Annotated in this window: 16 protein-coding genes and 2 pseudogenes; 6 read left to right on the plus strand and 12 right to left on the minus strand. The window is 65.1% G+C overall.

The features are described from left to right. Positions 1-61 precede the first annotated feature (61 nt). The 5 genes from leuC to HAP54_RS13390 all read right to left on the minus strand — a co-directional run bounded on the left by leuC (position 62) and on the right by HAP54_RS13390 (position 5,779). Entirely contained in the window at positions 62-1,468 is a 1,407-nt protein-coding gene (gene leuC / locus HAP54_RS13370) for a 3-isopropylmalate dehydratase large subunit (RefSeq protein ID WP_166300547.1), read from the minus strand. A 452-nt stretch (positions 1,469-1,920) separates the two neighbouring features. Then, entirely contained in the window at positions 1,921-2,301 is a 381-nt protein-coding gene (gene rplS / locus HAP54_RS13375; RefSeq protein ID WP_029081289.1) for a 50S ribosomal protein L19, read from the minus strand. 108 nt (positions 2,302-2,409) lie between these two features. Continuing rightward, a complete protein-coding gene (gene trmD, locus HAP54_RS13380) occupies positions 2,410-3,156 on the minus strand; it encodes a tRNA (guanosine(37)-N1)-methyltransferase TrmD (RefSeq protein ID WP_166300549.1) in 747 nt (248 codons plus the stop codon). Between the two features lie 9 nt (positions 3,157-3,165). Then, positions 3,166-4,248 (minus strand): quinone oxidoreductase family protein, encoded by a 1,083-nt coding sequence (locus HAP54_RS13385; RefSeq protein ID WP_166300551.1) that lies wholly within the window; start codon positions 4,246-4,248, stop codon positions 3,166-3,168. A gap of 331 nt (positions 4,249-4,579) precedes the next feature. Further along, the gene (locus tag HAP54_RS13390) at positions 4,580-5,779 is read right to left on the minus strand and encodes an MFS transporter (RefSeq protein ID WP_166300552.1); all 1,200 of its coding nucleotides are present in this window, start codon (positions 5,777-5,779) and stop codon (positions 4,580-4,582) included. 171 nt (positions 5,780-5,950) lie between these two features. Here HAP54_RS13390 and HAP54_RS13395 point away from each other — a divergent pair. Continuing rightward, positions 5,951-6,861: pseudogene (locus HAP54_RS13395) on the plus strand (LysR substrate-binding domain-containing protein). 13 nt (positions 6,862-6,874) lie between these two features. Here the strand turns inward: HAP54_RS13395 and rimM are convergent. The 3 genes from rimM to ffh all read right to left on the minus strand — a co-directional run bounded on the left by rimM (position 6,875) and on the right by ffh (position 9,379). Beyond that, a complete protein-coding gene (gene rimM / locus HAP54_RS13400; protein WP_166300554.1) occupies positions 6,875-7,396 on the minus strand; it encodes a ribosome maturation factor RimM in 522 nt (173 codons plus the stop codon). 17 nt (positions 7,397-7,413) lie between these two features. Then, positions 7,414-7,746 carry a 30S ribosomal protein S16 gene (gene rpsP, locus HAP54_RS13405; RefSeq protein WP_029081296.1) on the minus strand — a complete coding sequence of 111 codons (333 nt, stop codon included), beginning with the start codon at positions 7,744-7,746 and terminating at the stop codon, positions 7,414-7,416. 85 nt (positions 7,747-7,831) lie between these two features. Continuing rightward, positions 7,832-9,379 (minus strand): signal recognition particle protein, encoded by a 1,548-nt coding sequence (ffh, locus tag HAP54_RS13410; protein WP_166300556.1) that lies wholly within the window; start codon positions 9,377-9,379, stop codon positions 7,832-7,834. A gap of 448 nt (positions 9,380-9,827) precedes the next feature. Between ffh and HAP54_RS13415 the strand changes: the two are divergent. Further along, a pseudogene (locus tag HAP54_RS13415) lies at positions 9,828-10,893 on the plus strand (MBL fold metallo-hydrolase). A gap of 146 nt (positions 10,894-11,039) precedes the next feature. On the opposite strand, the gene HAP54_RS13420 reads toward HAP54_RS13415, so the two are convergent. Next, positions 11,040-11,753, minus strand: coding sequence for an SIMPL domain-containing protein (locus HAP54_RS13420; RefSeq protein WP_166300558.1), 714 nt, complete (start codon positions 11,751-11,753; stop codon positions 11,040-11,042). Positions 11,754-11,758: 5 nt separating this feature from the next. Continuing rightward, on the minus strand, positions 11,759-12,469 hold the full coding sequence (locus HAP54_RS13425; protein WP_166300560.1) for a GyrI-like domain-containing protein: 711 nt from the start codon (positions 12,467-12,469) through the stop codon (positions 11,759-11,761). Positions 12,470-12,654: 185 nt separating this feature from the next. Between HAP54_RS13425 and dapF the strand changes: the two genes are divergently transcribed. Both dapF and mtaB read left to right on the plus strand, forming a co-directional pair. Next, positions 12,655-13,527 carry a diaminopimelate epimerase gene (gene dapF / locus HAP54_RS13430; RefSeq protein ID WP_166300561.1) on the plus strand — a complete coding sequence of 291 codons (873 nt, stop codon included), beginning with the start codon at positions 12,655-12,657 and terminating at the stop codon, positions 13,525-13,527. Positions 13,528-13,557: 30 nt separating this feature from the next. After that, positions 13,558-14,829, plus strand: a complete 1,272-nt coding sequence (gene mtaB / locus HAP54_RS13435) for a tRNA (N(6)-L-threonylcarbamoyladenosine(37)-C(2))-methylthiotransferase MtaB (RefSeq protein WP_166307827.1) — start codon at positions 13,558-13,560, stop codon at positions 14,827-14,829. Positions 14,830-14,933: 104 nt separating this feature from the next. On the opposite strand, the gene bfr is transcribed toward mtaB, so the two are convergent. Continuing rightward, a complete protein-coding gene (gene bfr, locus HAP54_RS13440; protein ID WP_166300563.1) occupies positions 14,934-15,416 on the minus strand; it encodes a bacterioferritin in 483 nt (160 codons plus the stop codon). Between the two features lie 262 nt (positions 15,417-15,678). Between bfr and HAP54_RS13445 the strand changes: the two genes are divergently transcribed. Together HAP54_RS13445 and HAP54_RS13450 are read left to right on the plus strand one after the other, a co-directional pair. Continuing rightward, a complete protein-coding gene (locus HAP54_RS13445; RefSeq protein WP_166300565.1) occupies positions 15,679-16,047 on the plus strand; it encodes a VOC family protein in 369 nt (122 codons plus the stop codon). A gap of 123 nt (positions 16,048-16,170) precedes the next feature. Further along, complete coding sequence (locus HAP54_RS13450; RefSeq protein WP_166300566.1) at positions 16,171-17,091, plus strand: complex I NDUFA9 subunit family protein; 921 nt, start codon at positions 16,171-16,173, stop codon at positions 17,089-17,091. Between the two features lie 1,534 nt (positions 17,092-18,625). On the opposite strand, the gene HAP54_RS13455 is transcribed toward HAP54_RS13450, so the two are convergent. Then, a complete protein-coding gene (locus HAP54_RS13455; RefSeq protein WP_166300568.1) occupies positions 18,626-19,765 on the minus strand; it encodes a DUF2336 domain-containing protein in 1,140 nt (379 codons plus the stop codon). Positions 19,766-19,858 lie beyond the last annotated feature (93 nt).

A 19,858-nucleotide genomic window follows, 5' to 3' on the forward strand; every position in this document is an offset into this window, starting at 1 on the left:
TGCGTGCGCCCCGTTAACGAGCCGTTTCCACAACGGCTCGAGCTTGAGGCGAAAACTTCGTTTACCGCCAGTCGCGGACGTCGACGAAGTGGCCGGCGATCGCGGCGGCGGCGGCCATCGCGGGCGACACCAGATGGGTGCGGCCCTTGAAGCCCTGGCGGCCCTCGAAGTTGCGGTTCGAGGTCGAGGCGCAGCGCTCTTCCGGCTTCAGCTTGTCCGGATTCATCGCAAGGCACATCGAGCAGCCCGGCTCGCGCCATTCGAAGCCGGCCGCAACGAAGATCTTGTCGAGGCCTTCGGCCTCCGCCTGCTCCTTCACGATGCCCGAGCCCGGCACAATCATCGCGTTGACATGGGCGTTGACGGTCTTGCCCTCGGCGATCTTCGCCGCGGCACGCAGGTCCTCGATGCGGCCGTTGGTGCAGGAGCCGATGAAGACGCGGTCGAGCTTGATGTCGGTGATCTTGGTGCCCGCGGTCAGGCCCATATATTTCAGCGCGCGATGCTTGGAGAGCCGCTTGGCCTCGTCCGCGATCTTGTCGGGATCAGGCACGAAGCCGGTCACCGAGATGACGTCCTCGGGCGAGGTGCCCCAGGTGACGATCGGCGGCAGCTTGGCGGCGTCAAGCCGCAGTTCATGGTCGAAATGCGCGCCCTCGTCGGAGCGCAGCGTCTCCCAGTAACGCATCGCGGCATCCCAGGCGGCGCCCTTCGGCGCCTTCGGACGGTCGCGCAGGAAGTCGAACGCCTTCTGGTCGGGCGCCACCAGGCCGGCGCGCGCGCCGCCTTCGATCGACATGTTGCAGACCGTCATACGGCCTTCCATCGAGAGCGCACGGATCGCCTCGCCGGCATATTCCAGCACATAGCCGGTGCCGCCGGCGGTGCCGATCTCGCCGATGATCGCCAGGATGATGTCCTTGCCGGTCACGCCGTCGGGCAATTTGCCGTCGACGACCGCGCGCATGTTCTTGGCCTTCTTCTGGATCAGCGTCTGGGTCGCCAGCACGTGCTCGACCTCGGAGGTGCCGATGCCGTGCGCGAGCGCGCCGAACGCGCCATGCGTCGAAGTGTGGCTGTCACCGCAGACGATGGTGGTGCCGGGCAGCGTAAAGCCCTGCTCCGGGCCGATGACGTGGACGATGCCCTGACGCTTGTCGAACTCGTTGTAATACTCGATGCCGAATTCCTTGGCGTTCTCCGCCATCACCCGCATCTGCTCGATGCTCTCGGGGTCGGGATTGGGCTTCGACCGATCGGTGGTCGGGATGTTGTGGTCGACCACGGCGAGCGTCTTCTCCGGTGCGTGCACCTTGCGGCCGGCGGCGCGCAGGCCTTCGAACGCCTGCGGCGAGGTTACCTCGTGCACCAGATGGCGATCGATATAGAGCAGGCAGGTGCCGTCGTCGGCCTCGTGGACCAGATGGTCGTTCCAGATCTTGTCGTACAGCGTGGTCGGTTTGGACATGAGCTTGTGCTCCAGAAGAAATTCAGTGGTGAATGGCGTGAGCGCGCCGCGGCGCGCGAGCAGGCGAAAGCGTCCAGGCAGCGTTACGCTGCGCGCGTAAGCTCTGACGTTGCCGACGTCGCAAAGCGCCCGAAGAAGCGGCCGGGCAGCCGCGAGCGATCGTCGATCACGACGCGCTGGCAGGGCTGGCTTGCTTGATCCGGAACCATTCTAAATTTCTAACACAGGGCTTGCGCCCGCGACAATCGATCGATGCGCGGGGCGCCTCTTCGTCATTGCCGGGCTTGACCCGGCAATCCATCCATCTTGAGCAACAAGTTCCTCTTCCTGATGGATGCGCGGGTCAAGCCCGCGCATGACGAGTTGAGGCTGATCCTCGATATAGGTATGTCGCAACAAAAAAGCGCGGGGCAGGCCCCGCGCTTTCGGTCACACAACCCTTTCGGGGTGAATTACTCGCCGACGGCAGTCGGGCGGTCCTGCTTCTCGACGATGCGGGCCGACTTGCCGCGCAGGTTGCGCAGGTAATAGAGCTTGGCGCGACGAACCTTGCCGCGGCGCACGACCTTGATCGAGTCGATCATCGGCGACATCACCGGGAAGACGCGCTCGACGCCCTCGCCGTAGGAGATCTTGCGCACGGTGAAGCTCTCGTTGAGGCCCTGGCCGGAGCGGCCGATGCAAACGCCTTCATAGGCCTGCACGCGGGTGCGTTCGCCTTCGACCACCTTCACATTGACGATGACGGTATCGCCGGGTCCGAATTCCGGGATGGTTTTGGTGGCGGCGAGCTTGTCAAACTGCTCTTTTTCGAGCTGCTGAATCAGATTCATCGAAATCTCCATCGGCGGCGCGCCCAGCCTGTGCGGGCTGCGCAAACGTCCATCTATCCTGCGCGTGTGCGGATTAGGCCGTGCCTATAAGGCAAAGCGCAGGGTTTGTCACCCGTCTGTCGTGTTTTTTGTCCGTGGCGGAGCGGCTTTTTGGCCGGCCTTTCGGGCCCAGAGGTCCGGCCGGCGGTCCGCCGTGAGGGCCTCGGATTGGGCCAGCCGCCAGGCCGCGACCTTGGCGTGATCACCGGAAATGAGGATTTCGGGGATCTGACGGCCCTCGAACTCCTGCGGGCGGGTGTATTGGGGGTATTCCAGTAGTCCCTCGGAGAAGCTCTCCTCGGTTCCCGAGGCCTGCTTGCCCATCACTCCGGGCAGCAGGCGGACGCAGGCGTCGATCAGCGCCATCGCGGCGATTTCGCCGCCGGACAGCACGTAATCGCCGATCGAGACCTCCTCGAGCCCGCGTGCCTCGATCACCCGCTGGTCGATGCCCTCGAAGCGGCCGCAGACGATCAGGGGGCCGGGCGCGGCCGCAAGCTCCGCGACCCGCTCCTGGGTCAATGGCCGACCCCGCGGGCTCATCAGGAGGCGCGGGCGGTCAGGCGCAATGGCAGCGGCGTCGATCGCCGCCGCCAGCACGTCGGCCCGCAGCACCATGCCCGGACCGCCGCCGGCCGGCGTGTCGTCGACGCTGCGGTGCTTGTCGGTCGCCGACCCGCGGATGTCGCGCGCCTCCAGCGCCCAGAGCCCGCCGGCCAGCGCCTTGCCGGCCAGGCTGACGCCGAGCGGTCCCGGAAACATGTCCGGGAACAGGGTCAGCACGGTCGCGCGCCATGGTGTCGCTTGGGTTGTCATGGCCTCTGGTTACGGCACCACGGCCGTGAGGTCGAGGCTCTGCATCATGGCGGCGGCGTCAACCGCGCGGCGGAAGTCGGCGAGCCCGAAGGTCGCGACATTGATCCTGCCGAGATCCAGCAGGCCTTCGGCGGCGAGGCCGGCGAGCTGGCCCGGCGCGGTGCGGTCATACATGAACTGCCCCACCACCTCCCAGTCGTTGGCCAGCATCTCGCGGAACGAGAGTTCGAGCGGCACGTCAGCGCTACCCATCAGCACCATCCGGCCGCCGCGCTTCAGCGCACGCAGTGAGGACAGCGTGGTCGAGGTGCTCCTGGCGGCGCCGAGCAAATCAAGCGCGACATCGGCGCTGCCGCCGGCGGCGCGGCGGATGATCGAAAGATCGCCTGCGGCATCGCCGGTGACGACAGCGGGGATGACGCGCGGGCCGAAGGCGTCGCGCAACTGCTCGAGCGCGGCCTCTTTGCGTCCGACCGCGACGACGCGGCCCGCGCCCATCGCGACCGCGAGCATCACGCCGCCCGAGCCGAAATAGCCGGTCGCGCCGTTGACGATGATGGTCTGCCCGCCGCGCAGGCCGGTGCGCTGCAATCCGCCGAACGGCACGATCAGTTTTGCCAATCCGATCAGCTCGGTCGCCGGTCTGTCGTCGAGATTGGCAAGCGGCGTGACGCAGGCAGCCGGCCAGTGCGCGATCTCAGCGAACACGCCGTCGCGCCAGCGTGCCTGCAGCGCCAGCGCCTCCGGTGTCGTCACCGTCGCAGTCAGCCCGATCAGGATCTGCGGCGGATCGCGATCCGGCACGTCGCCGCGCAGATGCGGGCTCAGGAACACACGATCGCCGCTCTGCACATGCGTGACGTTCTCGCCGGTGGCGACGACGCGCGCGATCGCGTTGGTGCCGGGCACGAACGGCATCGGCGGCAGGCTGTAAGGCAATGCGCCCGACAGCAGCCTGTTGGTATACGACAGCACCATGCCGGCTTCGATCCGCACCACGACGCCATCGGGCGCGGGGCTGGGCGTTGCGACATCCTCGAAGCGAAGATCATTGTGGGCGTGCAACCGCCAGGCCTTGTGCGTAGTTGTCATTGGGATGCTCCGTGAGACCATTGCTTAGGTAGCCCGGATGGAGCGAAGCGCAATCCGGGAATCACGCAAGCAACGACTCTCCTCGGAAGACGGCCCAGATTGCGCGGAGCCTGTCATCGGGCGCGCGTTCGCGCGACCCGTTGGCTCCATCCGGGCGATAGCTCCAACCTCCCCTTGAAAAGGGGAGGTCGCTTTGCTCGCAAGAGCAGAGCGGGTGGGGATCAGCTCTGTCAGCTTGCACCGTCGCCCGCGGCTGACCCCCATCCCGACCTTCCCCCTTTCAGGGGGAAGGAGAAGACAGACGGTAGCCCGGGCTTAAGCGCGTTATGCGTCACGCCGTCGTTGGTTCGTCGCGAAGATGCCGCGCCAGCGCGATGGTGAGCGGACAGATCGCCAGCGCCGTGATCGCGGTAGCTGCGGTTGCGAGCGTCGGGCCGAGCGCATCACCGAGCAGGCCGTAGAGCACCGGCGCGATCGCGCCGGATCCGATGGTCCCGGTGTAGAACAGCGCGAAGGCGCGTTCGGTCTGATGTGCCGGCGTGAGTTCGGGCACCGTGCCATAGAGCACGGATGAGGTGCCGTTGAGCATCACGCCGAGCAGCGGCAGCAGCATCATGGTCGGCGCCAGCGGCAGCATCAGCACCGCCGCGATCAGCGCCGCCGTGCCGCCTTCGGTGATCAGCACGGTGCGCAGCGTGCCTACCCGCTCGCCGAGCCAGCCGCAGATGAATTTTCCCGCAGCGCCGCCGATGAAGACCAGTGCCAGCGCGAGGCCGTTGGTCGGCAGCGCGGCGCCCTTGTCGCGCAACAGAAACGGCAGGAAGGTGAGAAAGCCCATCCGAACCGCGGTGTCGAGGATTCCAATCGCGAGCAGCCAGATGAAGCCGCCGCCGGCGCTTGCGCGGCGCGATGCAGCGGCCGCCTTGCGCTCGGCGCCCTTGCCGACCGACGGCATCCACAGCGCGATGCAGATCGCGACGAGCAGGCCGGCCACGGCGAGCACGAGCAGCGTGTGCCGCCACGACATGATCACCAGCAGGATCGAGGTCGCTGCCGGGATCGCCGCCTTGCCGAGATCGCCGGAGAAATTGTAGATGCCGAGTGGCCCGCGTGCCGCCGAACCATAGGCGCGCGACACCGCGGCCGATGCGATCGGATGCTGCGTGCTCGAGCCTGCGCCGGAGAGCGCGAGTGCGAGACCAAGTCCGATGACACCGCCGGAGAGCCCGGCAAACACGTAGCCAAGCGCCGACAGCGCCGTGCCCGCGATTAGAATGATCTTGCCGTCGATCCGCTCTGCGATGCGCCCGACCGGAATCTGCAGCCCGGCCATGGCGCCGGCGTAGAGCCCGCGCAGCAGTGCCAATAGTCCGTAGCTAAGCGCGAATTCGGCCTGCCAGACCGGCAGCAGCACGTAGATCAGGTCGGTGTAGCCGTCGTGGAGGGCGTGATTGAGCCCGGTCACGGACAGCGTTCGCGTCGCCCGGACGTGCTCGGGGCGGGATGCGTTGATTTCCGCGGAGGCGCTCATTGTCGCCAACCGAAGTGAAAAAATCTAAAGATAGAACGGGAGTGCATTGGAGCGCAGTCCCAGAAAATGAAGATGTGTGAGTAGCTTGCTGCGCAATATGCGCTCGATCAGCCGCTGTCACAAATCAGTAATAATCGGATCATACGTTAGAAAATCTGGTATTGAGGGGTCATGTTCGTCCCGCGCCGCAGCCTGCCGCCGCTCAATGCGGTCCGCGCCTGCGAGGCCGCCGCGCGCCTCGGCAGCTTCAAGGAAGCGGCCGCCGAGCTCAGCGTGACCCATGGCGCGGTCAGTCAGCAGATCCGGCTGCTCGAGGAATGGCTGGGCGCGCCAGCGCTGTTCCGGCGCTCGGTCCGCCGCGTGGTGCTAACGCCGGCGGGTGCGGCCTTGCTGGCGGAATTCGCGCCCGCGCTCGACCGGATTTCCGCAGCCGTGCAGCAGCATCGCGAGCGACGCGGCGATGCGGCTGTCGCGGTGCTGCGCGTCAACGCGCTCGCGACCTTCAGCCTGCGCTGGCTGTTGCCGCGGATGAGCCGGTTTCGCGCCGAGCATCCTGATATCGAGGTGCGTCTCGCCACATCGAACGATCCGGTGGATGCGCTGCCCGAACCATTCGACGTCGTGATCCGCGGTGGCCCCGACACCTTCCACGGCTTTTCGTCGCGCTTCCTGGTGTCGGAGCGGCGGCTGCCGGTGTGCAGTCCGGCGCTATCAGCGCAATTGCCGCTGCATGAGATCGCAGATCTCTCCCGGCATACGCTGCTGCACGTCACGTCGATGCCGCGGCTGTGGCGCGACTGGCTCACCGAGGCCGGGCAATCCGCGCTGGAGCCGGCGGCCTCGCTGACATTCGATCATTTCTATCTGACGATACAGGCCGCGCTCGACGGTCTCGGCGTTGCAATGGGGCCGACCGCGCTGATTGCGGACGATCTCGCGGCCGGGCGTCTGGTGACGCCGTTCCCGCCATCAGCCTGCCGGCGCGGAGCTACTTCGCGTATTTTCCGGCGGGGCGCAGCAACGATCCGCACAGCGCGGTGTTCTGCGACTGGCTCGAGCAGCAGGGCCGGGTGACGGGCTGAAAATGTGTCTCGATCAAGCCGCCGACGGATCGTCGCCGTCGATCTCCTGCGGCAGGTCGATCACCACGCGGCCGCCGGCGAGATCGACTGATGGCACCACAGCGTTGGTGAAAGGCAGCAGCATCGTCGCGCCCTGCGGCGGGGCGATCTCGATGATGTCGCCGGCGCCGAAATTATGGATCGCGATCACCTTGCCGAGCGGCTGCTCCGATGTCGTCACCGCGGCGAGCCCGATCAGGTCGGTGTGGTAGTATTCGCCGTCGTCGGTTTCCGGCAGCCGGTCGCGCGGAATGTAGAGTTCGAGGCCGTTGAGCCGTTCGGCATCATCGCGCGAGGCGACGCCCTTCAGCGTCACCACCAGATGATCCTTGGCCTCGCGCGCATGCGTGACCTCGAACTGGCGCGTGCCGTCCTTGGTCATCAGCGGGCCGTAATCCTTCACGGCCAGCGGGTCTTCGGTGAAGGTCCATAGCCGGACGGCGCCGCGCACACCATGCGCAGCGCCGATACGGGCGACACAGACCGGTACTGTCACCGCAGCAGCCGTTCAGCTTACGCCTTGGCGGCGGCTTCGGCCTGCGCCTTGCGCTCCTTGCGCGGCACGGCCTTTTCCGGATTGTTGCGCGCGGTGCGCTTGACGACGCCGGCGGCGTCGAGGAAGCGGGTGACGCGATCCGACGGCTGCGCGCCCTTGGCGAGCCAGGCCTTCACCTTGTCCATGTCGAGCTTCAGCCGCGCCTCGTTGTCCTTCGGCAGCAGCGGATTGAAGTGGCCGAGACGCTCGATGAAGCGGCCATCGCGCGGAAAGCGCGAGTCGGCGACGACGACGTGATAGACCGGACGCTTCTTGGTGCCTGCGCGAGCGAGGCGGATAACAACGGACATCTAGTTCTCCTTCAAAGGTCGATGTGTTCGATTGATTGGCATTCCGCGTCGCGCCGGCCGCATGCGGTCCGTCGCGACGAATTCCTCATTTCTTCTTGCCCGGGAAGCCGCCGAGGCCCGGCAGCGTCGGCTTGCCGGAAAGCCCGGTCAGGCCCGGCACGTTCGGCAGGCCGCCGCGCAGCCCGACCGGCAAATCCTTCGGCAAATTGGGCAGGCCACCGCCGGCGCCGCCCTGCATCTTCTCGGCGAGCGCCTTCATCTCCTCGGCCGAGGGCGGCTTCATGCCGCCGCCAAAGCCCATCGCCTGCGCGATGCCGGCGAGCGGGCCGCGCTTGCCGGAGCCCATGGCCTTCATCATGTCGGCCATGTTCCGGTGCATCTTCAGAAGCTTGTTGACCTGCTCGACGCTCTGGCCGGCGCCGGCCGCGATGCGCTTCTTGCGGCTGGCCTTCAGGATGTCCGGATTCTTGCGCTCCTGTCGTGTCATCGAGTCGATGACCGCGACCTGGCGCTTGATGATCTTGTCGTCGATGCCGGCCGCCGCGATCTGGTTCTTCATCTTGGCGATGCCGGGCATCATGCCCATCAGGCCGCCGATGCCGCCCATGTTCGCCATCTGCTGCAGCTGCTCGCGCATGTCGTTGAGGTCGAACTGGCCCTTGCGCATGCGCTCGGCGGTGCGCGCGGCCTTCTCGGCGTCGATATTGGCGGCGGCTTTCTCGACCAGCGAGACGACGTCGCCCATGCCGAGGATGCGGCCGGCGATGCGGTTCGGATGGAAGTCTTCCAGCGCGTCGGTCTTCTCGCCGGTGCCGAGCAGCTTGATCGGCTTGCCGGTGACGGCGCGCATCGACAGCGCGGCGCCGCCGCGGCCGTCGCCATCCACTCTTGTCAGCACAATGCCGGTGAGGCCGACGCGCTCGTCGAACGCGCGGGCGAGGTTAACCGCGTCCTGGCCGGTGAGGGAGTCCGCGACCAGCAGCACTTCATGCGGGTTGGCGGCGGCTTTGATCTCGGCCGCCTCCTTCATCATGTCTTCGTCGAGCGTGGTGCGGCCGGCGGTGTCGAGCAACACGACGTCATAGCCACCGAGCTTGCCGGCCTCTAACGCGCGCTTCGCGATCTGTGGCGGCATCTGGCCGGCGACGATCGGCAGCGTCGGAATGTCGAGGTCGCGGCCGAGCACCGCGAGCTGCTCCATCGCCGCCGGGCGATAGACGTCGAGCGAGGCCATCAGCACCTTGCGCTTGTCGCGCTGGACCATGCGCCGCGCGAGTTTTGCGGTGGTGGTGGTTTTACCGGAGCCCTGCAGACCGACCATCATGATCGGGACGGGCGGCACGGAGTTGATATCGATGGTCTGGCCGTCGGAGCCGAGCGTGGCGACGAGCTCGTCATGGACGATCTTCACCACCATCTGGCCGGGCGTGACCGACTTGACGACGGTGGCGCCGATCGCCTGCTCGCGGACCCGGTCGATGAAGCTGCGGACGACCTCGAGCGCGACGTCGGCTTCGAGCAGCGCGCGGCGCACCTCGCGCATCGCGGCATCGACGTCCTTTTCGGTCAGCGCACCGCGCCCCGTCAGACGATCGAGAATGCCACCAAGCCGTTCCGACAGATTGTCGAACAATGCCGTTGTCCTTCGTTGCGCTCGTAAGCGCGCGTCACCCGTTTCTCGTCATACCCCGCGAAAGCGGGGTCTCCGGTACGCCACGGCCGCCCGGTTCAATCCGAGCTGCTCTGGAATACTGGATCACCCGCTTTCGCGGGTGATGGCCACATAGTCCGCCTTGGCAACCTGCCAAGACGATGGTCCAAACACTTTCGCGCCCGAGGGCGCATCGCGCTGTCGGGCGTTGGCCTCTGGTCTCCAGGACCAGTCGGCGGGTCGAAAAGACGGATCTTTCCGAGAAAGTGGCGGCGTTAAACGCTGCCGGGGGCGCAAAGTCAAGGAAAGTTTCGCCGCGATCGGCGCGGACGACAGTAAGGCGCTGAAATCACATCATTTTGTCGGGTTAGTTCCGAATTCGTCGATGCCACCCATATAAGCCGCGCCCGCCTCCTATTTGGGAACCCGCTTGCCCATCGTCACCCGCCGCCGCCTTCTCGCAACCTTGACCGGAGCCGCTGCCGCGCTCGGCGTGCCCTCGATCTGGATGTCCACCATGAAAACCTATGACGGCCCCGTCTCCGATCATTTCGACGGCCTGCACTTCTTCGATCCGGACGGCTCGCCGCCGAAATCGCTCGGTGAGGTGCTGCGCTGGCAGTTCGGGGGCAGGCGGCAGCGCGCGGTCTGGCCGGAATGGGCGCCGAGCCCCTATGCCGATACGCCGCCGCCGCGCGTCGATGGCGGTGGGGTGCGGTTATGTTTCGTCGGCCATGCGAGCTGGCTGATCCAGGCCGGCGGTCTCAACATCCTGGTCCATCCGGTGTGGTCGATGCGCGCCTCACCGTTCAGCTTCGCAGGTCCCGTGCGGCACAACGATCCCGGCATCGCCTTCGAGAAGCTGCCCAAGATCGACGTCGTGCTGGTGTCGCACGGCCATTACGACCATCTCGATGTCGCGACGCTGTCGAAGCTCACGGCAACGTTTGCGCCGCGGGTGATCACACCGCTCGGCAACGACGTCACGATGCGCGCATCGGATGCCGCGATCAAAGCCGAGGCGTTCGACTGGCATCAGCGCGTCGAACTCGGCAGCGGCCTTGCCGCGACGCTGGTGCCGACGCGGCACTGGTCGGCGCGGCCTGTTCGATCGCAACAAGGCGCTGTGGGCGAGCTTCGTGCTGGAGACGCCGGCCGGCAAACTCTACATCGTCTGCGATTCCGGCTATGGCGACGGGCGGCATTTCCGCCGCGTCGCCGACGCGCATGGTCCGCTGCGGCTAGCGATCCTGCCGATCGGCGCCTATGAACCGCGCTGGTTCATGCGCGACCAGCACATGAATCCGGAGGATGCGGTGAAGGCGCTGGCCGATTGCGGCGCCGCTCAGGCGCTGGCGCATCACCACGGCACGTTCCAATTGACCGACGAGGCGATCGACGCACCGGCGACCGCCCTCGGCGAAGCGCTCGACGCGGCAAAAGTGCCGCGCGAGAAGTTTTTGACGTTGAAGCCCGGGCAGGTGTTCGAGATTTAGCCGCCGTCGTCCCGGGCAAGCGAAGCGCGACCCGGGACCCATAACCACAAATGCGAAATATTGGGCGATGCTGCGGTCCCAGCTTGCCTCCACAATTCGCATTTGTGGTTATGGGTCCCTGCTTTCGCAGGGACGACGGGAACTTATTACTTCCCCTTGATCGCCCAGGACACGCTGACGCTCACCGAGAGGGTTTCCTCGCCCTGCGCGACCGGCGCGCTGGAGGCCGCCATCGGCGCGGCCATCTTGCGGTACATCGGCACGGGCGCGTTGCCCTCCTCGGAGATGCTGATCGGCTCACCAAGCGTGACGCCGGCGGCCTTGGCGTAGATTTCCGCCTTGCGGCGGGCGTCGGCGATCGCCTTGTCGCGCGCTTCGTCGAGCACTTTCGAGGCCTGCGACACCACGAAGTTGATGCCGCCGATCTCGTTGGCGCCAGCGCCGACCAGCACGTCGACCACGCCGGCGACCTTGGCGACGTCGCGCACCTTGATGGTGACGCGGTTGCTGGCGCGGTAGCCGACGATGCTGGGCGGTGCAGTCGGGGACGACGAGGTGCGGTTGGCGAATTGCGGCTGCAGCGACAGCCGCGAGGTCTGGTAGTCCTTCTCGTCGATGCCCGCGCCCTTCAGCGCGCCGAGCACTTTCGCCATCGCAATGTTGTTGGCGTCGGCGGCCTCGCGCGCGGTCTTCGCATCGGTCGTCACGCCGCCGTCGATCACAGCCTGGTCCGGCGCCACCGAGACGGTGGCTTCGCCGGTGACCGAGATCGCCGGCGGAAAGTCGTCGTTGGCGAGTGCGGGCGCGGCCAGCAGCGTGGTCGCGACGAGGATGGCAGCGAAGGGCAGGCGATGGGGCATGGGTCTCACTTCAATGGCACGTAAACGTTGATCACCAGCTTGTCCTCCGCGGTCTTCAGCGGATCGGTGATGTATTCCTCGATAAAGGTGTCCTTGGCTTCGAGCTTCTTGTCGTCGAGGTGATTGGTGATCGCCTCATAGGTGTTGTCCATGTTGTCGTAGGACCCGCGATGGACGAATTTCAGCGCCTTGCCGTCGGGCGAATTGCCCATGCTCATGTTCTTGCCGAGGTTCTTGACGTCCTGATCGACCGGGATTTCGGCGATGAAGGTGAAGCCGGTGTCGTCGGTCGAGGTGTAGACGATCATCGGATTGCCCGATGCCTTGATGCCGCCCTTGTCGAGCAGCGCGGTGAGCTGCTTGAACGCCTCGATCAGCGCGTCGAACGCCGAATCCCAGTTGGCGGTGCCCTTCAGCATCACGACCTTCTTCGGCTCCAGCGTGAACGGTTCGCCGAACGGATCGGCGGTCTGCACCGGGGCGGTCGGTGGCGGCGCCGGGGTCTGCGATGCGGCGGGGCTGTCGGCCGGCGACTTGGTCTCGGCCGGAGGCGGGACGGGCGTGGCCGAGGGCGCAGGCGCGGGGGGCGGGCTCGGGCTGGCTGCCGGAGCGGGCGAGGCGGCCGGCGACTGGGCGGGCGCCGGGCTTGCCAGTGCGATCGCGGCCAAGGGCAGCAGCGCGACCAGGGCCGCGCGGAGCGTGCTGATACGGTTCATTCGGTATACTCCATCCCCATCCTCAAACGGCCGCTCGATCTGTCCCGGCGCGCGCGGCCCGCGAGGTGCGATATTCCTAACACGCAAGTTCTGCATTCGTCCCATGACAGATGTGTCACGGAGCCATTCCGACTGGCCAATGGACCACCAGTCGCCATATAACCGGGCAGAATTTGGGAAAATCGATGAGCGCGCTCGCCAATCACGCATTTGCCAAGATGAACGGCATCGGCAACGAGATCGTCGTCGTCGACCTGCGCGATTCCAAGGCACAGGTTTCGGCGGCGGAGGCGCGCGCGGTGGCTTCGCCGGCCGGCGTTCCCTATGACCAGCTGATGGTGCTGCAGCCGCCGCGGCTCGACGGCACCGAAGCATTCATCTCGATCTACAACAATGACGGCTCGGAGGCCGGCGCCTGCGGCAATGGCATGCGCTGCGTGGTGCGCCGGATCTTCGAGAAGACCGGCCAGACCGCGGCGACGTTCCAGACCCGCGCCGGCCTGCTCAATTGCTGGCAGGGGCCGGCGCCCGATCTCTACACCGTCGACATGGGCGCGCCGAAGTTCGGCTGGCAGGACATTCCACTGGCGGAGGAATTCCGCGACACCCGCTACATCGAGCTGCAGGTCGGGCCGATCGACAAGCCGGTGCTGCATTCGCCCTCGGCGGTCTCTATGGGCAATCCGCATGCGATCTTCTGGGTCGACGACGTCAATGCCTACGACCTCGAGCGTTTCGGGCCGCTGCTGGAGAACCATCCGATCTTCCCGGAGCGCGCCAACATCACGCTCGCCCATATCGTCGATCGCGACCACATCACGATCCGCACCTGGGAACGCGGCGCCGGCCTCACCAGGGCCTGCGGCTCGGCGGCCTGCGCGACCGCGGTGGCTGCGGCGCGGCTGAAGCGCGCCAACCGCATCGTCGAGATCACGCTGCCCGGCGGCAAGCTCGGCATCGAGTGGCGCGAGCGCGACGATCACGTGTTGATGACCGGCACCGCCGATTTCGAATATGAGGGCCGCTTCGATCCGGCGCTGTTCGCCAGCGTCGCCTGACCGGGCGTGGGATCGATCATGAGATCGGGCATGGGCGTCGATGTCGTCACCTTTGGCTGCCGCCTCAACGCATTCGAATCCGAGGTGATTCGCCGCGAGGCCGAGCAGGCGGGGCTCACTGAGACCATCGTCATCAACAGCTGCGCCGTCACCAACGAGGCGGTGGCGCAGGCGCGCCAGTCGATCCGCAAGCTGAAGCGCGAACGGCCTGCGGCGCGCATCGTCGTCACCGGCTGCGCGGCGCAGACGCAGGCAGCGATGTTCGCTGACATGGCCGAGGTCGATCGCGTCGTCGGCAATGACGAGAAGATGCGCGGCGCTGCCTGGCAGGCGACGCGCGCTGCGTTCGATCTCGGCGCGAGCGAGAAAGTCGCGGTCGCCGACATCATGGCGGTGACGGAGATGGCGCCGCATCTGCTCGACGGTTTCGAGCGCGGCCTGCCGCGGGTGTTCGTACAGGTGCAGAACGGCTGCGATCATCGCTGCACCTTCTGCATCATCCCCTATGGCCGCGGCAATTCCCGCTCGGTGCCGATGGGGGCGGTGGTTGACCAGGTCCGGACGCTGGTCGAGCGCGGTCATGCCGAGATCGTGCTGACCGGCGTCGATCTCACGAGCTACGGCGCCGATCTCCCGGGCACGCCGAAGCTCGGCCAGTTGACCCGGCAGATCCTGCGCCATGTGCCCGAGCTGAAGCGGCTGCGCATCTCATCGATCGATTCGATCGAGGCCGACCGCGACCTGCTAGATGTCATCGTCGACGACGCGCGGCTGATGCCGCATCTGCATCTGTCGTTGCAGTCGGGCGACGACATGATCCTCAAGCGGATGAAACGCCGGCATTCGCGGCAGGACGCGATCGATTTCTGTGCGCAACTGCGCCGGCTGCGGCCGGATATCGCGCTCGGCGCCGACATCATCGCGGGCTTCCCGACCGAGACCGAGGAGATGTTCGCGCGCTCGCTCGATCTGGTCGAGCAATGCGATCTCACCTTCCTGCACGTGTTTCCCTATTCGAAACGCCCGGGCACGCCGGCCGCGCGGATGCCGCAGGTCGCAGGCGGGGCGATCAAAGAGCGCGCCAAGCGGCTGCGCGCGGCCGGCGAGGCCGCGCTGCAGCGGCGGCTCGCCGCGGAAATCGGCGCGACGCGCGAGGTGCTGATCGAAAGCAACAGGCAGGGCCGCACCGAGCACTTCCTGCCAGTCGCGATCAATGATGATGTGCCGGGCACGGTGCGACGGCTCGCCGTGACGGGTCATGACGGTGCGCGCCTCGTTGGGTCGTGCGGCGACGCTATCTAACGTGTTGTATTCATAGAATCGCCAGGTCCGCCTTGCCTTCGAAGGAGGGCGTGGAGCCGACATGAGTTCATGCCGGCTTTGGACCAAAAGCAGTCGTTGGCACTTTAGTCCTTGTCGAGCTCTCCGATATGACGCTGGGCATATAGCTCGAGGCCGATCCTCGCGACGAGTTCGATCTGGGTTTCCAGAGAATCGATATGCTCTTCCTCATCGTGCATGAGTTGCTCAAACAGATCCCGTGTCACGTAGTCTTTGACCTGATGGCAATGGCTCGCAGCTTCAGCGTAGAGGGAGTGCGCCGACAATTCGGCTTGCAAGTCGCTATGGAGCACGGCCTTCACGGTCTTCCCAATATGAAGGGATTCCAGCGTCTGCATATTGGGAGATCCATCGAGGAAGATGATGCGTTCGATGAGCTTGTCTGCATGTTGCATCTCTTCAATCGATTCCTTGCGCCACGCCTTGGCCAGCACCTTGTAGCCCCAATTGTCGAGCAGGCGGTAGTGCAGCCAGTACTGGTTCACCGCGGTGAGCTCGTGTCGCAGCGCTTTGTTGAGGTATTCGATAACGTCTTTATCGCCCTTCATGCTCCGCTCCTTTTCGCGGGTGCCGCTGGGATCGATTGGTTGTGTGGGCGCCTGGACTTGATGTTTGGCCGACGCGATGGAGAGTTTAGAGCGTCAGCGCTTTCGGTTCGAGCAGTTTGGGGCATCTACCGCTCGCCGTAAGCGGCGACGCAAGGAAAGGGGCGCTCGGCGTTGACTTGCTCACCGTTCGACACACATGAGAGGTTAATCTCTGCGCCGCGACTTCAAAGGCGTAGGGAGATGGAGCAGGGGAGTTTTGGCCATGATCGAGGGGATCAGCGCGCTCACGCTGGGCACCCATGACATGCCACGAGCTGTCCGATTCTACCGAGCCCTGGGATTTGAGGTCCTGCATGGCGGCGAATGGTCGTCGTTCACTAGCTTTCGAGCCGGTCTGAGCTACCTCAACCTCACCGACCAACCTGCCGAACGACGCTGGTCCTGGTGGGGTCGGGTCATCTTCTACGTCACCGATGTTGACGCACTTTACGAACGCGCGCTCGCGGCGGGTTACCAGCCCGCGACTGTGCCCCGCGATGCCGAATGGGGTGAGCGTTTCTTCCACCTGGCTGACCCCGACGGCCACGAACTCAGTTTCGCTCGACCTTTGCTTCCGGCTTCCGTCCAATAGCGGATCGAAGCGGCCTGCATTCCAACCGTCGCTGCGAGAGGGTATTGTTCCGACAGACGGCCATCGCCCTGACGTCAGCTTCGGCTCGGACTATGGCGCGGTCTCTCGAGCAAAGATCAAAGGATGGCAACGAACGGTCGCACCGTCACCGTATTCGGCGGAACCGGTTTTCTCGGCCGCCGCATCGTTCAGCATCTGTGCGATCACGAGTTTCCCGTCCGGATCGCGTCAAGGCATCCAGATCGCGGGCGCAGTCAGTTTGGCCCGCATGATTCCCAACTTCTGTTCGTCCAGGCCGATATTCACGACGAACGGTCTGTCGCAAATGCGCTTGCCGGCGCTTACGCCGCTGTCAACACCGTCAGCCTATACGTTGAGCACGGACGTGAGACGTTTCATTCCGTTCATGTCGAGTCCGCCCAACGGGTAGCGGCCCAAGCGCACCGGGCCGGAGTCAAAAGACTCGTTCACTTGTCAGGCATCGGCGCCGATGCCGCGTCTCAATCGCGGTACATCCGAGCGCGCGGCGAAGGTGAACTGGTGGTCAGGGCTACGTTTGCCGGCGCACATATCATCCGGCCCGCCGTCATGTTCGGACCGGACGATGCGTTTCTTACGACCATCCTCAACCTTCTCCGCCGGCTGCCGATCTATCCGATGTTCGGCCGCGGCTCGATGAAACTGCAGCCGGCCTATGTGGAAGATGTGGCAGAGGCGACTGTCCGGATCATCCAGCGAGCCGAGACGCAACCGACGATCTTCGAGTGTGGCGGCCCTCGCGCTTATTCCTACGAAGAATTGGTCGGAATCATCGCGCGTCAGGCTGGCCTTGCGCCCATCCTGGTCCCGATCCCGCTCGCCGTTTGGCACGCCCTGGCATGGGCTTCCGAAATACTCCCGGACCCGATTCTCACGCGCAATCAGGTGGAGCTGATGCAGATCGATACCGTGTCGTCGCCGGAGATGCCTGGCCTTGTCGAACTTGGGATTTCGCCGCAGCCGGTTGAGGCAATACTCCAGAAGATGCTGTCAAAGTGCGGATGAAGAGGGCTCATCGGTTAAATCCGCTTCAGATGGCGGGTTCGCGCGCTACTGTTACAGGACGCGATGGCGTATCCGCCGTTCGACAGCGGCAATATGGCTGTGCGCCGTCGGCAGCTGCAGGTAGTTCGGGGTCGACTGACCTTGGACGCGTACCTCTAAATCCGGATTGGTGAGCGTGGCTCTGTATCCGCTTCAGTCCGAAAGCGATTGTAGTGCGGCGTCGCCGCGAAATGACGCGATGGGTCAAAAGCCGTCGATGACGGCCGAGTCCGGCGAGCTTCCGCGCATGAACTTCGCATCGCGACGGTTCCCAGCAAAATGACAGCATGCCTCAGACCGATCCACACACCTCCTGAAAAGACTTGCGGCTAGTTTCTCGACATTGGCGGGAGTTTGCCGAAGCAAGCGCCTTCGGCGAGCGATAGTGGCGCCCGCCGCAAGAGCGCAAGAGAGAGAGTGTTACAGCAGTCACAAGCAAGTACGGACTCGCGACGTTCCTGTCCAGCAGCACTCCTCCGAAGGCGTACCTCCTGCTTGGTGCGTGGATCAGCGTGAACCAAACGAGCAAGGTGCCGGTGAGTGTGACCCACAAAGTTGCCAACAGAAGCCAGAGGCGTGCGTGCCTGTGCACTGTAGGTGATGAAATTGATTCTCCGATGCGCAATCGCGCATCGTAGTTCTCGCCTGCGGCGAGCCCGGAATGGCAGTCAAAAGCCTGCGACAAATTAACCCGACGGGCAAAATTCCGCTTCGCGTTTGACTCAACTCAGCGGTCTAATGGCGCCGTCTCACCCGCTTGAGGGGCGCTTCGCGATCGTCACGAGTGTCGGGTCGAGATGCGGTGGACGCCGATTGCGCAACTGACGAGTGCGCATGACGCGGACGGTGAAGTCGTGTGGTCCTGACGCCCTAGTGGCCGGTGTCCCCAAGCAAAGCGCGAAAGCGCTTTGCGAAGGCGGTGACAAACAAGCCCAGTCTCGCCGGGGAGAGCACGAAATAAGCCGTAACCCATCGCGCAGGGAAAGCCGGGTTGTTTCCGGTTACACCTGTGGCCCTACCCCCGAGCTCTCTACCTTTTGCTCGGGGCCCCATGGGTGCGATCGGCACCCGGCTTTCCCTGCGCCCTCTGCGAGAGGAGGGCGGAAAGAGATGCAAAGCTCGGACGATTCATGTCGCGAGAATGCGGAAGTATGACTCACAGACCGTGCAACAAATTCGGTATCGTCCTGGCGAAAGCCAGGACCCATTACCCCAAATCATAATTGTTGCGTGACGCTGGGAGCGACGATCCCGTTGATCGTCAAATGCGGTGGCTATGGGTCCTGGCTTTCGCCAGGACGACGATCGTGTGTGTGTGTGTGGCACCCGCGCTGTCATCGCCCGGCTCGACCGGGCGATCCAGTACGCCGCAGCCTCTCGGCTCAACAACGGGCGTCTCTGGAATACTGGATCACCCGCATGCGCGGGTGATGACACTGAATACATTGTTTGACAGGTCGAATCTGAATCAGTCCCGGCGCTGTGCGCGAGAATGTCAACGGCTGCGTTCGCCGGGCTTTGGCGGCTGCGAGGCGCGGACCTGCCAGAACCGCAGCATGCGGTCGGCGTTGGCGTGTGTTATTCGCGTGAACTGGCTCTTCGCGTTGGCGAGCTCGACCGGCCCCATCGATCCGGTCGAATAGCGGCATTCCATCACCGCGGCCGTCGTCTCCCAGCTCAACCCCGCGGCCCGGCAGGGCACCAGCAGACCCTCGCTGCGGAGGCTTTGCATCAGGGGGCGGATCACCTCGATGCTGGCCTGCGCAAGCTCCGCCAGGGCAGCGATGGTTTCTTCATACATTCGCTGCCTGGCGAAGCCGAGCAGGGCGGCCTCGTGGAGCTCGCCGGAATCCTTCAGCCTTGCGACGTGACGCTTGGCTGCGGTGAAGTCCCGGGCCCGCGACATCTCGCGCTCGACGCCGGCGGCGACCGCGGCGATCGCGTGGCGGATCTCCTCGAACAGATGCGAGGGCGCGCGTTGCAGCAAACGGCTGCGCACCTCTTCCGTTGCATCGTGCAGCAGCTGAACACGGAGCTCCGGGGGCAGATCCGCGCGGATACCGGTCTGGACCGCAAGCACCGGGTCGTGCTCGGCCTGCGCGAGAATGATTGCGAACCCGTCCGCCGACACCTTGGCGCCGGGATTGCTGACCAGGCGGTGACTGACGCTCGCGAAGCGACGGGCCAACAGCGCGTCGGTGACGACTTCCTTCAGCCACCAGCGGCCGGCGACCGCGAGCAGATGCAGCTCGCTCTTGGTCTTCGCGATCTCGACCAGATCTTCCGTGTTGAGACGCGACGATTCCTGCAGTATCGGCCGGGCGATCCTGATCTCGTCATTGCTCGCGAGACGGCGAATGATCGCGGGCGGTGCCTGGGTGACCGGTGCGAGCTGCTCGCTGATGTCGGTGAGCGCCATCCGGGCGCTGATGTCGGCAAGCGCCCGCAATTCGATGGTCTTCACCAGACGCTCGAGCACATTGTCGAACAGCTCGACCTGTTCGCTGTTGAAGCTGCCGGCGGATGCGAGGAAAAGGCCGGTGACGCGCTTTGCCGTTTCGATGCATTTTTCGGCGGAGCCGGCGCGTATCGCGGCCTCGACCTCGTCGACAATCCCTTGCCCAGCATTCAGCATTGCTCGTCCTGAGCCGTGGTGGCGCGCTTTTTCTAAGCCGCCTGCAGGACTACCGGATGGGCCTGAATGTTCCGTAAAGGATACTTGTCCGTA

The organism is Bradyrhizobium sp. 2S1 (assembly GCF_011516625.5).
Classification (GTDB): domain Bacteria; phylum Pseudomonadota; class Alphaproteobacteria; order Rhizobiales; family Xanthobacteraceae; genus Bradyrhizobium; species Bradyrhizobium septentrionale.